Source organism: Arthrobacter sp. GAS37 (genome assembly GCF_044908325.1).
In the GTDB taxonomy this organism is placed as follows: domain Bacteria; phylum Actinomycetota; class Actinomycetes; order Actinomycetales; family Micrococcaceae; genus Arthrobacter; species Arthrobacter ramosus.
In genome coordinates this window covers 1-16554 of record NZ_JBIYDB010000031.1, presented here as the reverse complement: position 1 = coordinate 16554, position 16554 = coordinate 1, and the positions used below count along the sequence as shown (strand labels likewise).

Here is a 16554-nt window from a genome sequence, read left to right as displayed (position 1 = left end):
TGGCCATGAACAACGGACATGACAGTGATATGCCCACTCCAGAGCATCGACGCAGGGCATGTCGATACCCCACCCCCAACGCAGGGCATGTCCATACCCCACCCCCAGCGAAGGGCATGTCCGTACCGCACCTCCAACGCTGGGCATGTCCAACCCAGACCGCGGGACCAGGACGGAGCATGCCCACCCCTGGCCATGAGCGATGGACATGACAGTGATATGCCCACTCCCCATCTCCGACGCTGAGCATGTCCATACCCCGCCCCCCAGCGAAGGGCATGTCCGTACCCCATCTCCGACGCTGAGCATGTCCAACCCATCTCGGAGGCCTCCGGCTACGAACAACCTGCATGAACAAGCTCAGGAACTGGCTCAGGGGACCCACCGCATTGGCTGCACTGGCCGGGGTGGCCGCTGCCGCCGTCGTACTTTCCGTTGCGGAACTGATCGGCGCCTTCTTTACGGCCCGGGCTACTCCTGTTATTGCGCTGGGGTCCACGTTCATCGACTTCACGCCGCCGTGGATGAAGGACTTTGCCGTGACCACGTTCGGCACCAATGACAAGGCCGCTCTGTTTGTGGGCATGGGCCTGACCATCTTCGCGCTGGCTTGCGTGCTGGGCGTCGTGGCCTTCCGCAACTGGGCCCTCGGTGTGTTGGGCGTTCTCGGCATGGGTGCGGTGATTGTGGCTGCCTTGGTGACCCGGGCCAGCGTGAAGCCCGTGGATTCCATACCGAGCCTGATCGGCACTGTGGCTGGGCTCATTGTCCTCCGTCTCTTGGTGGCGCGGCTCTGGCGGCTGAGGTCCTTCCCGGAAGCCCCTGCGGACACCGCGGCCAAAGGCATCGAACGTCCCGCCACGACGCGCCGAACTTTCTTCGCCGCCACGGGTATCACCGTTGCCGCAGCGGCCATCGCAGCCGGCGGCGGTCGGTTCCTGAGTGCCGCACGCAGCAATGTGGCCAAGGCACGGGATTCGTTGAAACTCCCGGCTCCGGCCCGGCCGGCTGCTCCCGTCCCCGCGGGCGTCCGGTCCCCGACGCCGGGAGTCACCCCCTGGCTCACCCCGGCCAAGGACTTCTACAGGATCGACACCGCCCTCAGCGTGCCGGAGATCAACGCCCAGGATTGGGAGTTGAGGATCCACGGGCTGGTGGAACAAGAGGTCCGGCTGACTTTTCAGGATCTGCTCGACGCCCAACTGATCGAAACCCATGTGTCGCTCACGTGCGTGTCCAACCCCGTGGGCGGAAACCTGGCCGGCAACGCCAAATGGCTGGGCATGCCCATCCGCGACGCACTCAAACAAGCGCGTCCCAAGACGGGAGCGGACATGGTCCTCTCCACCTCGATCGACGGCTTCAGCGCCTCCACTCCGCTGGAAGTGCTCCAAGATGGCCGGGACGCCATCCTGGCCATCGGCATGAACGGCGAACCACTCCCGCTGGAACACGGCTACCCCGTGCGCATGGTGGTTCCGGGTCTTTACGGCTTCGTCTCCGCGACCAAATGGGTGGTGGACCTGGAAGTCACCCGATTCGCCGACAACAAAGCCTATTGGACCACCCGCGGCTGGTCCGAGCGGGGTCCCATCAAGACCATGGCCCGGCTTGAAGTACCCAAGTCCTTCGCCAAAGTACCTGCCGGCAGGGTCGCCTTGGGCGGCACAGCCTGGGCCCAGACCCGTGGCATCAAGAAGGTGGAGGTCCAGATAGACAACGGCCCATGGGCCGAAGCCACCCTCGCCGCGGAGGCATCTGTCGTCACGTGGCGGCAGTGGTCCTTCACTTGGGACGCCACTCCGGGACCCCACTACATCAAGGTCCGGGCCACGGACGGAACCGGCGAACTGCAGACTGAAAAGCGGGCGGATCCCGTGCCTGACGGCGCCTCGGGATGGCAGTCCGTTATGGTGACCGTGGAGTAGCCCGGGAAGGTGGTTCCTTCGCCCTAGACTTGCATCATGCCCTTGAGTTCGCATGAAACCTTTAGCGTTGAGTCCGCCGTCGAGCTGGCAGTGATCGAACGCAGCGGCTTCATCGAATCGCGCCACATCGGTTCCGCAGTGGTTCTTTCCGGTGACGGCTCGGTGGTGACCCAGCTCGGCGACATCACGACGCCCATCTACGCCCGCTCTGCGCTCAAGCCTTTCCAAGCTCTAGCTTCGATGCAGTCGGGGGTGCCCCTGCGCGGCGCCCAGGTGGCTTTGGCGTGTGCCAGCCATGTGGGCTCGCTGGATCACATGGACGTGGTGGAAGGCATGCTGAAAGCGGCGGGCGTCCGGGAAGAACAGCTGCAATGCCCGTCGGTGTGGCCGCAGGACGAAGTTGCGCGCAATTGGTTGATCCGTTCCGAGCACGGCAAGTCCAAGTTGGCTTCCAATTGTTCAGGCAAGCATGCTGCGTTCCTCTGGGCCTGCACCGAGAACGGTTGGGACACGCACAGTTACCTGGAGCCCAACCATCCGTTGCAACAGCGCGTGCGGACCGTCATCGAGGAATACAGCGGCGAGAAAATCGCCCACCTCGGCATTGACGGGTGCGGAGCACCCGTTGCCGCGCTTTCCCTGACCGGGCTGGCGCGGGCGTACTCGCGCCTGGCACAGGCCCCGCGGGACCAGAGCTCCAACGCCCGCGCGGCAACCATTGCCACATCCATGTTGGACTACCCGTGGGCAGTGCAAGGCCGCGGCGAGGCGAACACCATCGTCATGGACGAACTCGAAGTGCTTGCCAAGGGCGGAGCCGAAGGTGTCCTGGTCCTGGCAACCCCCACAGGTGCCTCTGTCGCAGTGAAGATCCTGGACGGGAACCCCCGCGCAGCCACCCTGGTTGGACTCACGCTTCTCGCGGTTGCCGGCGCCGTCGATATTCCCGGTGTCTCGAGCGTGCTCGAAAAGGTCGTGGAGCCCGTCCTCGGCGGCGGCCACTCGGTCGGCAGAATCCGCCTGGGCCACGCCGTTTCGGCGCTGCTGGACTGATTGGAACTGGCGAACTATGGCAATTGCACGACGCCGGATCGACCTTGAGGAAGGCCGCGCGGCACTGGCCGCATGGCAGGCCGCCGTCGGGCAAGAATCCGTCGGGCCGGAAGCCGGGCCGGGGACGCCGCCGTCGCGCACTGTGCTGGCCACCGCGGTGCGTTACTCGCTGGAGGAACTCACCGCCCGCGCCCCCGGCAACTCGGTGGAAGTCAGGGTGCCGCCCTTCGGGGTCACCCAGTGCGTGGAGGGACCCCGGCATACGCGCGGCACCCCGCCGAACGTCATAGAGTGCGACGCCGCCACTTGGCTGGAGATGGTCACCGGCCGCTTGGCGTGGTCCGCCGCCGTCGACGCCGGCCGGGTAGCCGCGTCGGGCCTGCGCGCAGATTTGTCGGAGCTGCTGCCGCTGCTCTAAGCGTTTAAATGGTTGATCGCCCCACGGCGGCGCCGTGGGGCGATCAACTGGAATGGTGCGTGGTGCCTAGTCCGGGCTGACGGAGGGGCTCCGGTGCTGGCCCGGTTTGATCATTTCGAACTGCGGAATCGCGTCGGGATTCGGGCCGCCCCGGAACTTCGGCGAAGGTTCGCGTCCTTCGCTGAGACGCTCGATTTCCTGTTCCTCGAAGACGTCCTCGGCCCCGAGCATGATGGCGGAATCCTCGTTGGTGATTTCACCGTTGAAGGCGCGGACCATGACCGACCGGTCGAACTGGCCTTCCCATTTCGCGACGACGAATGTAGCGACGCAGTTGCCGAGGAGGTTGACGACGACGCGCATGGAGTCCATGAGGCGGTCGGCACCCAGGAGCAGCGCGACGCCGGCAACCGGGAAGATGCCCAGTGCGGCGGCCGTTGCCGAGAGAGCCAGGAAGGACGAGCCCGGGACGCCCGCCATGCCCTTGGACGTCAGGAGCAGGACACCGAGGGCTGCCAACTGCTGCCCCAGGTCGAGGTGGTGGCCGAAGGCCTGGGCCAGGAACAACAGCGAGATCGAAAGGTAGATCGCGGCGCCGTCGAGGTTGAAGGAGTAGCCCGTGGGGACAACCAGGCCGGTGGTGGCCCGGGAGCAACCGGCGTTGGTCAGCTTGGTCATGATGCGGGGCATGACCGCCTCGGTGGATGCCGTGCCCAGTGCGAGCAGGAATTCCTCACGTGTGTACTTCAGGAACTGCCACAGGGGCACCCGGGCGAAGGTCCAGGCGACGAGGAACAGCAGGCCGATGAAGACGATGGCCGCCCCGTAACAGGATGCGATCAGGAGCGCATAGGTCCCCAGGGTGTCGAGGCCGTACTGGCCGATGATGAACGCCATGGCGCCAAATGCACCGATGGGCGCCACTTTCATGATCCAGGACATGATCTTGAAGATCAGTTCCAGGACAGTTTCCATGAGGCTGATGACCGGTAGGCAGCGCTCGCGTCCGATGACGACGATTGCCGCGCCGAAGAAGACCGAGAAGAACAGGACCTGGAGCAGGCTGTTGCTGGCGAACGCGCCGATCACAGAGGTGGGAATGATGTCCAGGAGGAAGGAAGCCGCATCCTTGGGCGGCGCCGTCCCGGTCTTTGCGTTCAGCGCATCCTGGGAGAGCGTGCTGGGATCGATGTGGAGTCCGGCGCCGGGCTGAACGAGGTTTCCCACGATCAGGCCGAAGACCAGGGCAAAAAGCGTGGCGCCGGTGAAGTACAGGAGTGCCTTGACCCCGACCCTTCCGACCGCCTTGACGTCGCCCACTGCCGAGATTCCCGTGACGATCACGAGGAAGATCAGCGGAGCGATGATCATCTTGATGAGTTGAATGAAACCATCGCCCAGTGGCCGGAGGGCGGACCCGATATTCGGCCAGAAATGGCCGATGAGTACACCTGCGACGACGGCGATCAGAATTTGGAAGAAGAGCGACTTGTACAGTGGCTTCTTCTTCCGCGGGGCCGAACTCGCCTTCAGCGCCGCAGAGTCTGGGAACTTCATTGATCTGAACCAATCAGTTTGGGAACAGCCCCCGATTTCGGGGATGAATTCAATGTAATCCCGCTCACACCATTCCACAAGGGGAAATTCAAATTTCACAATGTGGAATCATGTGGCAGTGATGCTGCTCCTTGTCTGCGAAGATCCTGAACCCACGCAATGAGTCGAAGCCATGAACTTCCCGGGTGTCGAGTGCCTCCATGAACTCCAGTGTCTGCCCCGTGATGACTTGCCCGGGGACGAGGATAGGGAAGCCCGGAGGGTAGGGCGTGACGAATCCGGCCGACACAACTTCCTCGCCTTCAGCGATCCTGGCCTTGATCTCGTTGGCCAAAAGGTATGTGGTGGATCCCGGCTTGTAGCTCTCGAAATACGCGGCACGAATGTCGCCATCTGGGCTGAGCGGATCGCCCCGGTAGCGGTCCGCGAACCTGCTGAAGTCCGGCAAGGGCGGAGTGGCTCCGGTGAGGCCCGCGGCGACACCGGCGTCTGCCGTTTCCCGCGCTCGTTCCTCCTCGAACGACTCGGCCAGCTTGACCAGGACTTCGATCAGGTAGGCGACGGCGCTGCGGGATGTGCCGATATTGGTCATGAAGAGCACGGTGTTACGCGAGGTCTTGTTGACTTGGATCCCGTGTTTGTCGGCGAGATAGCGGTGCCGGAACGTGTCGCCGTCGATCCCGGTCCGGCTGATATCCAGCGTGAGGCGGCTGGGGTCGACGACGAACTCGTCGTGCCGCCAGGCGTCCGCCAGGGCCGCCAGCCCGTCCCGGAGCGGCATGGCACTGCCCGTTTCCCGATAGGGCGCCGCAATGAGGTCCCTCGACGTGAGGACCCGGAAGTACTTCTTCAGCAAGGGGTGGCGGGCCACAGCCTGGGCAACGCTGGTTGCCAGATCCGCCTGTTTCTGGACCAGGCCGAAACCCTCAAGTTCTACCTGGCGGCGCCCGATGTCGAGAGAAGCGAGGATCTGGTAATTGGGCGATGTCGAAGTATGGGTCATATATGCTTCGCGGAACGACTCTTGGTTATGCTCGCTGAAGTCCTGATCGAAGATATGGATCATGGATCCCTGGCGCAACGAAGTGAGGGTCTTGTGTGTGGACTGCGTGGCGTAGACGCGCAGTCGCGCTTTCGCTGGATCCGGGATCAGCCGGGTCTTCAGCCAGAGTTCATCATCGGCGGGCGCGCCCGTCACCGCGTCGTGGAGCGATGCCGCTTGTTCAGCATGCCTGCGGGCGTAGTCGGGGTCACCGAAAGAAGCCTCAAGCGTCCTCGCCGCGGCCATGGCCGTCCTGCGTCGGAAGACGGGGTGGGACCGGGCGAAGGCGAACCACGCTTCGTCCCAAAGGAAGACCAGGTCGGGTTTGATGGCCAGGCATTCTTCCATGACCCGTTCGACGTCATAGACGATGCCGTCGAAGGTGCAGTTGGTCAGCGTGATCATCTTGACTGCGTCCAGGCGCCCGGCACTTCGGTAGGCCAGCAACCGGGCCTTGATGCTGGCGAGGGGTACGGCACCGTAGAACGCGTACTTGTCCAGAGGGTAGGCATCCAAGTAGGAAACCTGGGCCCCGGCTAGGACGAAAGCGTAGTGGTGGGATTTGTGGCAGTTGCGGTCGACGAGGACCACATCCCCGGGAGCAAGGATCGACTGATGAACGATCTTGTTTGCGGTGGATGTTCCATTCGTGACGAAGAAGGTCTTTTGTGCACCGAAAGCCCGCGCCGCCAAGTCCTGGGCCTCCTTGATCGATCCGTGCGGATCCAACAGCGAATCGAGGCCCCCCGAAGTCGCAGACGTCTCGGCCAAGAGAAGATTCATCCCGTAGAAATCAACCATGTCGCGGATCCAGGGCGAATTGCCCACCGAGCCGCCGCGAGAGATCGGCAAGGCGTGGAAGACGCTGGCCGGGCGCCGGCTGTATTCCTGCAGCGCAGTGAAAAACGGGGTCCTGTACCGCTGAGCGACGCCTGACAACAGCGATAGGTGCAGGTCGAGATTGTCCTGCCTGCGGAAAATCCTCCGGAATCGCTTCGTCAGTGAACCCGCGAGGCTCTCCATGGCGACACCGGCTACCAGGTACACATCAAGTTCGGGGCGCAACTCGGAGATCTGCTCGGCCAGGCTAAGGAACCTGCCCAGCGGCGGCATTCCGGCAAGTTCAGGGCCAACCAGGCCGGCAAGGTATTTCCTCAGGTCGCGGCCAAGCGGCTGGCTGCTGCCGATGGTGAATCCCGGGCGGAGAATGCAGGCCTGGATGGCAGGATTCAGGACCAAGGCAACCAGCGCATCCTCGTAGCTGGGAACCACGATGAGTTCATAGGTGAAGGCATCGGACGGCCTCCGTTGGGCCAGCATTTCCGCTTTCAGCGTTTCGGCTTCTTGTTCAGTGATGTCGTCGACAAACAGGACCTCGAACCGCGGCCGCTCCCTCGCCTGCCGTTGCTCCCCGAAGCCTTCGTCCTGAACACCCGAAATGGAGCGCTCCGCCCCGGACTGCCCTGGTTCCGGACTGACTGGTCCCGGACCGGGGGGAAGCATCAGGTGGGACATTCCGCGGATCATCTCCAGTCCGGCGTCGTAATCACCCGAATCCACGCAGTCGAATAGCGGCACCAACGCGGCGAGCCCCGGCGCCGCCCAATACAGTTCCACGGCCTGCAGCAGACGCAGGGCCTGGATGGCCTGGTCCTGCAGACCGGTATGCGACCGCGTTCCAGGGCCGCCCTTTGCCAGCTGCTTGAACGCGTACCCGAGAAACTCCCACGCGTCGGCGCGCGAACGCCACGCGCTGCTGGGCGTGCCGATGTCCCGCAGGCTTCGCTTGGTCAGGGTGGTTTGCTTGGTCAGGGTGGCGCTGTTGTTTCGGGACGTCATTCCGGGCAAGGTAATTCCGCTTTCCATCAATTCGTTGTGCATCAGGAGCGTTGGCCGCCCTGGGAGAAGGAGCCGGCGACGACGGGCAGGTCGCCAGTGAGGCCGCGTCGGGCCTCGGCTGCCTCCAGGATCCGCTTGCGGCAAGCGAACCAGCCGGCAATGAGCAGGGGTATCAGGAGCAGCAGGGAAGCGAGCACCCAGCGCCCGGTCTCCGAGAAGCCCATCGTGACGAGAACGAAGGCAAGGAAGGCGAGCGTGAGGTATGAGGTGAAGGGGGTTCCGAAGAGCCGGAATGACGGACGAGCGGCCTTGCCGAGCCTGACCCAGGTCTGAAGCTTGATGTGGCACAGGATAATGGTTGCCCAGCCGCCGATGATCCCGATCGCAGACACCTCGAGAACGATCTCGAACACTTGGGACGGCACCAGGGCATTCAGGCCGACACCAAGGAGAGTGATCACCGCTGTCAGCAGGATGCCGCCATACGGCACCCCCGATTTGCTCATCCTGGCGGTGAACTGTGGCGCGGAGCCATTGACCGCCATGGACCTCAAGATCCGGCCCGTGGAATAGAGGCCGGCGTTGAGACTCGACAAAGCCGCTGTCAGGACAACGAAGTTCATCACCGATGCCGAAACAGCCGCGGCATGGGGATCTCCGAGATGGGAGAAGAAGGTGACGAACGGCGATTCGCCGGATTTGTACGCCGTGAACGGCAAGAGCAACGAGAGGAGCACCACGGAACCGACATAGAAGAGGGCGATCCGGAAGACCACCGTGTTGACGGCCTTGGGCATCACCTTTTCCGGGTTGGCAGTTTCGCCTGCAGCCGTACCAACAAGTTCAATTGCGGCATACGCGAACACGACGCCGCTGATCGCGAGCAGGGGCGCTACGGCACCGGTCGGGAAAGCTCCGCCGTGGTCCAGGATCACGCCCAGCCCGGGAACGCCGATGTCGGTCTTCCCACCAAAGACGATGAAGCAGACCCCGACGACAAGGAAAGCTACCAGCGCAGTCACCTTGATCAGCGCGAACCAGAATTCCATCTCGCCGAAGATTTTCACGGAGACGAGGTTGAGGGCCAGGACAATGACGAGGGCGCAAAGCGCGATAAGCCATTGTGGGATTGTTTGCAGCGGCACCCAGAATTGCCCCCAGAATTTGACGTAAAGCGCCACGGCGGTGACATCGACAATCGACGTCATGGCCCAGTTGAGGAAGTACAACCAGCCGGCCGCGTAGGCCAGCTTCTCGCCATAGAACTCTCTGGCATAGGACACGAACGAACCCGAGGATGGCCTGTGTAGAACCAGTTCGCCGAGGGCGCGCAGAATCAGGAACGCAAAGAACCCGCAGAGGGCGTAGACGAAGATCAAGGCCGGACCGGAACCATTCAATCGGCCACCCGCCCCCATGAAGAGTCCCGTTCCGATCGCGCCCCCGATCGCTATCATTTGGATCTGCCGGGGTTTGAGGGTCTTGTGGTAACCGGCGTCCTCGCTTGAAAAATCCTGCGCAGCGGTTGAACGGTCACCAAGAAGCTCCCGGTTGTTTTCCAGCGAATCAGCGGGATCAAGCCCGGCGATCTGAGCCCCGGCGATCGGGCTCGGCGCAGGCGGGTTCAGTGTGCGTTTCATTCCAGGGGTCTCCTTTGACTCCGGTTCCGCGGGTGCGGCTGCATGCTCCAGAACTTGTCCCCCTGCTGAGGCTTGGAATCACAGCTACACTGCTGGATCGTCAGAGGAGGGGACGGAAACAACTCTAGGTTCCGGCGGAAGGGAAGGAACTGTCTGGCCAGCTAAATTCGCCCGATCCCCGTTGTGCGCGAATGACAACTTCGTTCCGCCAGAGTGCGAGTAGTGTTCATGGCTGTGAGCGCGGCTAAGCCGCTTAGAGGAAGTGAATACGGGTGGCACCCCATGAATCTGCCGAGCATGTCATTGGCGCCATGCTCAGCGACATACTTGAAGACATTGGAGTCGACAACGGGCAACTGCTGGTTCCTCCCGGAACGGACAACGGCACGGTTCGTGAAACGGTGATCGTGGACGCCGAGGACGATGCGCCGGTCCAACACGGGAGCTTGGTCCTGCTGATCGGAGTCCGGGGTCGCGCGGCATTGCCCGGCATCCGGAAGCTGATTCCGGACTACCCCGCCGCCGTCGCGGTGAAAGGGAACGAGGAGGACCTGGACGCCGTCCGGGAAGTGCTGTTTCCCACCGGAATCGGCCTGATCGCAGTGTCTCCGGCAATGAACTGGGGAACGCTGGAAAGCATCGCCAAGAACCGCATCCAGGAGCCTGCACTTTCCGCCGACGCGTCCACGATCATTCACCGGGATCTTTTTGCGATCGCCCAGACCACCGCGACCCTGGCCAACGGCCACGTGGTCATTGAGGATCCGGCAAACCGCGTCCTGGCGTACTCGCCGGCCTCGAACGACGTCGATGAACTCCGCAGGCTCTCCATCCTGGCCCGGCGTGGACCGGAGCGTTACCAAAAACTGTTGAAGGAGTCAGGGGTCTACAAGCACCTGCAAGCGGCCGAGGCTCCCATCCATATGGAAGCCAACCCGACGGAAGGTCTCCGGGAACGGGTGGCGATCGGTATCCACGCAGGCAACAGGATCCTGGGGTACATCTGGCTTCAGGAAGGGAAGGAACCCCTCGCCCACAACACGGACAAGCTCATGGTTGGAGCGGCACGGCACGCGGCCATAGAACTGGTCCGGCACCGCAACGAGCAATCCCAGGCACTACGGCGCGACAGGATCTCCAGCCTGCTCAGCGGCACTCCCCAGATCCATTCCCAGGCACAGTCCGCGGGCATCGATCCATCCAAGCCGGCAGCCCTTGTCCTGATTTCCGCCCAAGGCGACGACGAGACGGCAGCCGGCTTGCAACTGCGGCGTGGCGAGTTGGCCAATGTGGCATCGATCCATGCGGCCGCCTACCGTCCCGGTGCCGTGGTGGGAGCCATCGGCCTGGAAATAGCCATGATTCTTCCTGACCTTGACCCCGTAAAGTCCCCTCCGGCCATCAACCGCCTCATCAACGTCATTGTCCGGGACGCGAGGGTCCACCTGCACTGCCAGGTGCAGGCCGCCGTCGGGCCCGTCGTCGAACGCCTGGACGCATTGCATGGCACGCTCGAGCACGTCCGCAGCGTATTGAAAGTCCTGGAAAGCACGCCCTCGATTCATGTGGCCTCCTACGCAGACGTGGAAACGACCGTTCTGACGAAGGAATTGCTGGAGCTTCTGGCTTCGAGGACCGACCTTCGGCATGGAGGCATCTCCCTGCTGTGCGACAAGTACCCGGAGTTCGCCACTACGCTGTTGACGTACCTTGAATTCTTCGGTGATGTGAACCGGTGTGCGGAAGAACTGGCCGTCCACCGGAATACGGTCCATTACCGGCTGCGGCGAGCCTGCGAAGTGGCCGGCATCGACCTCCACTCCGCAGAGCAACGGCTGCTCGCGCATCTTCAGCTCAGGCTGTGGACCCACTCCGAAGGACGGTACTAAGAAACATGGACCTCCAGAATCTCCTTGACGACATTGTCGGCACGGTTCAGCCCTTGCTCGGCCAGGGAGCGCCTGCAGACTACATCCCGAGCCTGGCCGCGGTGGATACCAGGCAATTCGGCATTTCCGTGGCAACGGCCAGCGGCGACGTGTTCTCCTCCGGAGACGCCGACGTACCTTTCTCCATCCAAAGCATTTCGAAGGTCTACGCCCTCGCCCTGGTGCTCGCCGGGGATGGCGACCGGATCTGGAAGCGCGTGTTCCGGGAGCCCTCCGGCAATCCGTTCAATTCCTTGGTGCAGCTGGAACACGAAGACGGAATTCCGCGGAATCCGTTCATCAATGCCGGCGCCCTGGTTGTCACCGACAGGCTGCTCAGCATCGTGGGCAACTCGCCATCACCCGTCCGGGAATTGCTCCGGCAAGAAAGCGGCAACAACTCTATAGACGCCGACCCCGAGGTAGCTGCTTCAGAGGCGGCGAACAGTCACCGCAACGCCTCGCTGGCACACTTCCTGGCAAGCTACGGAAACCTCGAAAACCCCGTGGACTCGGTCCTCGAGGCATACATCAACCAGTGCGCGCTTGAAATGAGCTGCACTGATTTGGCCCTCGCGAGCCGGTTCCTGGCCAACAACGGGCTGCGCGGGAACGGCACGGCGCTTCTGTCCCCGTCCCAGACAAAGAGAATCAACGCAGTGATGCTCACGTGCGGCACATACGACGCCGCCGGCGAATTCGCCTACCGCGTGGGACTCCCTGGAAAAAGCGGGGTGGGTGGCGGCATAGTGGCCGTGGTACCCAACAAATGCACCATCTGTGTCTGGAGCCCCGGCCTGGGACGATCCGGGAATTCACTGGCAGGCATTGCCGCCCTGGATGAGTTCACCACCCGCACAGGCTGGTCGATTTTCTAGCAGCATCGGGCTTCGAGCCGCAGCCAGCTAGCCGCGGCCCACGAACGGCATTCCGGCGGCGGTGACCACTACGGAACCAACATTGGCCGACGCGGGCATGTTGGCCATCATGAGCACAGCGCGGGCAGCATCCTCCACAGGAAACATGGGCTCCACTCGCCGGCTTCCATCGGCCTGGAGCGCACCCGAGCCTACGCCTATGGTGTCCATGATCTCGGTGCGGGTATTGCCGATATCGATCTGCCCGCAGGTAATTCCGAACGCACGCCCGTCCAGCTCGATGCTCTTGGTCAGGCCGCTCATGGCGTGCTTGCTCACGGTGTACGCGACGGACAATGGCCGCGGTGAATGGGCGGAGATGGAGCCGTTGTTGATGATGCGGCCGCCTTGCGGTTCCTGCGACTTCATGGTGCGCACGGCCTCGGCCGCGCACAGCATGGAGCCGGTGACATTCACGGCCAGAGTCGCATCCCAGTCGGCCACGCTGATCTCGTCGACGCCGCCGGAAGGGCCGAAGATGCCCGCATTGTTGAACAGGACATCAACCCTCCCCCAGCACTGGCGGGCCGCCGCGAAAAGGCGCGTGACGTCGTCGGGCACCGTTACATCGCACGGCACCGCAAGCGCCTCGGGGTGGCCGTCGGCAGTTTCGAGAAGCTGCGCTTCCCGGCGTCCGGCGAGGGCAACGCGGTAGCCATCGGCCAACAGAAGCCGGGCGACTGCGCGCCCGATCCCGGAACCGGCTCCGGTGACGACGGCGACCCGGGGCCGGGTAGGGATGGTTTCGCTCACGCGGTTCTCCTGTTTGTTGAGCTAGTGCGCGGCGGGAGCATCCGCCGTCGTCGTGTCCGTTGTGGTCAGGGGCCAGCCTATGACGGTCTTGGGACGCGGTGTGGCGTAGGTCCGGACCTTGGACGTGGACAGTCCCAGGCGGACGAGCGACTCGGCGATGGTCACCGCGGCGGCGACGCCGTCCACCACCGGAACGCCGCAGCGTTGGCGGATCTGCTCGTCGAGGCCCGCCATGCCGCCGCAGCCGAGGACGATGACTTCCGCTTTGTCGTCACGCACGGCTCGTTCAGCTTGTTCCACGATGGCTTCGACTGCGCGGTCCGGGTATTCCTCGAGTTCCAGGACGGCCATGCCGCTCGCGCGGACGGAGGCGCAGCGGTCGTCGAGCCCGGCGAGCTTGAGGCGGTCTTCGATAAGCGGGACCGCGCGGTCCAAAGTGGTGACCACGGAGTATTTGTGGCCGAGGAACATCGCGGTGCTGGCCGCGGCCTCGGTGATGTCGACCACCGGAACGTCCAGGAGCTCCTGTAGTCCCTCGCGGCCGTGCTCGCCATAGCCGGCCTGGATGACGGCGTCGAACGGTTCAGGATAGTTGACCACGCGGTCCATCACGGCGATGGCGGCGAGGTAGCTTTCAAAGTTTCCTTCGCAGGAATCGGCGCCGAAATGCGGGGTGATGCCGATGATCTCGGTGCCGGGAGCCGCGACGCTTCGCGCCTGGGCTGCGATGGAGTCGGTCATGGATTGGGTGGTGTTGACGTTTGCGACGAGGATGCGCATGTGTTCCTCCTGGATTGGGTGGCCTGATAGCCGGGTAGCCCGGTTAGCCCAACTGATCCCCACCGCCTCCCTCGCCTCGCAAGCTCGGCCAGGGAACCCTGGCGGTGTGGGCCCACGCAGTTGTTGTCGTTTTGACGGGCGAAAACGACAACAACTGCGTGTCAGTTGAGTATTAGTGGTTGCTGACGACGGCGATCGGCTCGCCGGAGACGTCGGTGTGCTGCTGTTTCTTGTCCGCGAACAAGTAGTAGCACAACGCCCCGATGCCTGCGCCGAAGAACCAGGCGAACGGTGCCGCGGCCTCCAGGGCGGGAACGAACGCAATGAGGATGGCGACGACGGCGGCCGGAACCATTGCGGCGATCGCCCGGGGGTTGACGCCGCGCTTGTAGAAGTAGGTGCCCGAAGGGTGGTCCGTGTAGAGGTCAAGGATGTTGACCTTGCCGCGGCGCAGGAGCCAGTAGTCGGCCATGACGACGCCGAACAGCGGGCCGAGCAGCGCGCCGAGTCCGCCCAGGAAGTACACGATCACCAGGGGGTTGTTGTAGAGGTTCCACGGCAGGATGACCAGACCGATGGTACCGCTGACCCAGGCTGCCTTGCGGAAGTTCAAGTGCTTGGGGAAGAGGTTGGTCAGGGCGTAGACGGGTGCCACGAAGTTCGCCATGAGGTTCACTGCGATGGTCAGGATCAGCAGGGCAAGGCAGGCCAGCACGAGGAAGAGCGTGTTCGGGATGCTCTGCACGATGTCCGAGGGGCTTTCAATGATCTTGCCGTTGATCTTGTACTGGCCACCGGCCATGATGACCACGATTGCGCCGAACAGGAGCATGTTGATGGGGATGCCCCAGAAGTTGCCGCGGACGATCGACTTCTTGGACACCGAGGAACGGGTGAAGTCGCAGAAGTTCAGCACGAAGGTGCCGTAGATGGAGACCCACAGCGCGCCGCCGGCGAAGATCGTGCGCCACATCTCCCCTCCTTCGAGGCCCTTGATGCCGGACCATTGGATGGCGCCCCCGGCCTCCACGAAGACCCAGATGGCAATGGCAAGCATGGTGGCGAGAATGATGGGGCCGGCGAAGGCCTCGTACTTGCGGATCATTTCCATGCCGAAGCTGACGATGACCAACTGGACAATCCAGAGCGATACGAAGGCGATCCAGCCAAGGGTGGACAGGCCCAGGATCGAGTTGGCGTCCATGTCCTTGAGTCCGGGGAACATGGCGACAAGCATGACGCGGAGCACCACGGAGGCAAGGTATGTCTGAATTCCGAACCAGGCGATGGCCACCGCCCCGCGGACGAGGCTGGCCAGCTGGGCGCCTCGGATACCGAAGCTGATCCGGCTCATCACGGGGAAGGGGACTCCGGTCTTCTGGCCCATGAAGCCGGAGAAGGTCAAGAGGGTGAACAGCAAAACCGCGCCGATGCCGAGGGCCACGAGGATTTGCCACCCGCCCAGGCCAAGCGAAAAGAGGCCGATGGCGAAAGCGTAGTTGCCAAGGCTGTGGACGTCGTTGGCCCAGAGGGTGAAGATGCTGTAGCTGGTCCAGCGCCTCCCCTCTTTCTTGGTGGGGGCCAGGTCGAGGTTATAGAGGCTGGGGCTGATGGTGCGGCCTGCTGCGACGGACGCTACATCGCACAGGGTTTCATTTCCTACGGACGGATGTACCGAACTGCCTGGCAGTATGGTCTGCTCCGGAGCCGTTGTGACGCCGACTGGGGGAGTCGATTGCATCGTGGATCTCCACTTCTTTGTGGTGCTGCAACTAGGCTTCCGAGACGCTGTGAGAGGAGTTGAAGCTTTTCGCATCGTGGAATCTAGTTATTGAATAGTGAAATAACTGTATGAGCTAGGTCACCTTTGGTCAAGGGCTGCGCTCCCGACGGCGGTCACAAACGGCAGAGTAGGGGCCGCGAGGCCTTGTGGGCGCTAGTCTCCGCCCCGCTGGATTGACGCTTGGCGAAGGCATGGCTAATCTCGAATTACAGAATTTTATTCTCACAATACGAAATTTCTATGCACGTTTCAGCGCGCACTACAGTGCAAGCGCCCAGACATTCAATGAAGAGAGGTTGGACGTGGCTGCAGGAGAAGAGACCTCACACATCCTTAGCGGGTTGACTTCCCAGCTGCCTGATCGTGATCCGGAAGAGACTGCCGAGTGGGTTGAGTCTTTGGATGCGTTGATCAGGGAGCAGGGCACGGAGCGGGCGCAGTTCATCATGCGCAGCCTGCTTCAGCGGGCGGGGTCCCAGTCGGTGGGGGTGCCGATGGTGACGACCACCGATTACGTGAACACGATCCCGGCGGACCAGGAAGCGCCGTTCCCGGGCAACGAGGAGTTCGAGCGCCGGTACCGGGCGTACATGCGCTGGAACGCGGCCGTGATGGTGCACCGGGCGCAGCGGGCGGACATCGGGGTGGGCGGGCACATCTCCACCTACGCCGGGGCCGCGACCCTGTACGAGGTCGGCTTCAACCATTTCTTCCGCGGCAAGGACCACCCCTCGGGCGGGGACCAGGTCTTCTTCCAGGGACACGCGTCCCCGGGCATGTACGCGAGGGCGTTCATGGAAGGCCGGCTCTCCGAGGAGGATCTGGACGGGTTCCGGCAGGAAAAGTCCAAACAAGGCCACGCGCTCTCCTCCTACCCGCACCCGCGCCTGATGCCCGCCTTCTGGGAATTCCCGAC

11 protein-coding genes and 1 pseudogene are annotated in these 16554 nt (G+C 63.1%); 6 read left to right on the top strand and 6 right to left on the bottom strand.

The features are described from left to right. Positions 1 to 350 precede the first annotated feature (350 nt). From ABH924_RS19020 to ABH924_RS19010, 3 genes are read left to right on the top strand one after another with little or no spacing between them, the layout of a single operon-like run. Positions 351 to 1928 (top strand): molybdopterin-dependent oxidoreductase, encoded by a 1578-nt coding sequence (locus ABH924_RS19020; RefSeq protein ID WP_404501342.1) that lies wholly within the window; start codon positions 351 to 353, stop codon positions 1926 to 1928. 36 nt (positions 1929 to 1964) lie between these two features. After that, the gene (locus tag ABH924_RS19015) at positions 1965 to 2981 is read left to right on the top strand and encodes an asparaginase (RefSeq protein ID WP_404501340.1); all 1017 of its coding nucleotides are present in this window, start codon (positions 1965 to 1967) and stop codon (positions 2979 to 2981) included. Between the two features lie 16 nt (positions 2982 to 2997). Next, entirely contained in the window at positions 2998 to 3399 is a 402-nt protein-coding gene (locus tag ABH924_RS19010; RefSeq protein WP_404501338.1) for a sterol carrier family protein, read from the top strand. Positions 3400 to 3465: 66 nt separating this feature from the next. Here the strand turns inward: ABH924_RS19010 and ABH924_RS19005 are convergent, their stop codons facing one another. From ABH924_RS19005 to ABH924_RS18995, 3 genes are all read right to left on the bottom strand, one after another. Further along, positions 3466 to 4956: a cation:dicarboxylate symporter family transporter gene (locus ABH924_RS19005; RefSeq protein ID WP_404501336.1), complete on the bottom strand. Its 1491-nt coding sequence runs from the start codon at positions 4954 to 4956 to the stop codon at positions 3466 to 3468. A gap of 88 nt (positions 4957 to 5044) precedes the next feature. Further along, positions 5045 to 7864 carry an aminotransferase class I/II-fold pyridoxal phosphate-dependent enzyme gene (locus tag ABH924_RS19000; protein WP_404501334.1) on the bottom strand — a complete coding sequence of 940 codons (2820 nt, stop codon included), beginning with the start codon at positions 7862 to 7864 and terminating at the stop codon, positions 5045 to 5047. Positions 7865 to 7878: 14 nt separating this feature from the next. Then, positions 7879 to 9477, bottom strand: coding sequence for an amino acid permease (locus tag ABH924_RS18995; RefSeq protein ID WP_404501332.1), 1599 nt, complete (start codon positions 9475 to 9477; stop codon positions 7879 to 7881). A 272-nt stretch (positions 9478 to 9749) separates the two neighbouring features. On the opposite strand from ABH924_RS18995, the gene ABH924_RS18990 reads away from it, so the two are divergent. Further along, positions 9750 to 11366 carry a PucR family transcriptional regulator gene (locus ABH924_RS18990; protein ID WP_404501330.1) on the top strand — a complete coding sequence of 539 codons (1617 nt, stop codon included), beginning with the start codon at positions 9750 to 9752 and terminating at the stop codon, positions 11364 to 11366. 5 nt (positions 11367 to 11371) lie between these two features. Continuing rightward, positions 11372 to 12283: a glutaminase gene (locus tag ABH924_RS18985; RefSeq protein WP_234748669.1), complete on the top strand. Its 912-nt coding sequence runs from the start codon at positions 11372 to 11374 to the stop codon at positions 12281 to 12283. 27 nt (positions 12284 to 12310) lie between these two features. Here the strand turns inward: ABH924_RS18985 and ABH924_RS18980 are convergent, their stop codons facing one another. The 3 genes from ABH924_RS18980 to ABH924_RS18970 form a co-directional block, all read right to left on the bottom strand. Beyond that, positions 12311 to 13075 (bottom strand): SDR family oxidoreductase, encoded by a 765-nt coding sequence (locus ABH924_RS18980; RefSeq protein WP_404501327.1) that lies wholly within the window; start codon positions 13073 to 13075, stop codon positions 12311 to 12313. Positions 13076 to 13096: 21 nt separating this feature from the next. After that, positions 13097 to 13855 (bottom strand): aspartate/glutamate racemase family protein, encoded by a 759-nt coding sequence (locus ABH924_RS18975; protein ID WP_404501325.1) that lies wholly within the window; start codon positions 13853 to 13855, stop codon positions 13097 to 13099. 172 nt (positions 13856 to 14027) lie between these two features. Then, entirely contained in the window at positions 14028 to 15596 is a 1569-nt protein-coding gene (locus ABH924_RS18970; protein ID WP_404501323.1) for an NCS1 family nucleobase:cation symporter-1, read from the bottom strand. A 344-nt stretch (positions 15597 to 15940) separates the two neighbouring features. On the opposite strand from ABH924_RS18970, the pseudogene ABH924_RS18965 reads away from it, so the two are divergent. Next, positions 15941 to 16554: pseudogene (locus ABH924_RS18965) on the top strand (pyruvate dehydrogenase (acetyl-transferring), homodimeric type); the annotation flags it as partial.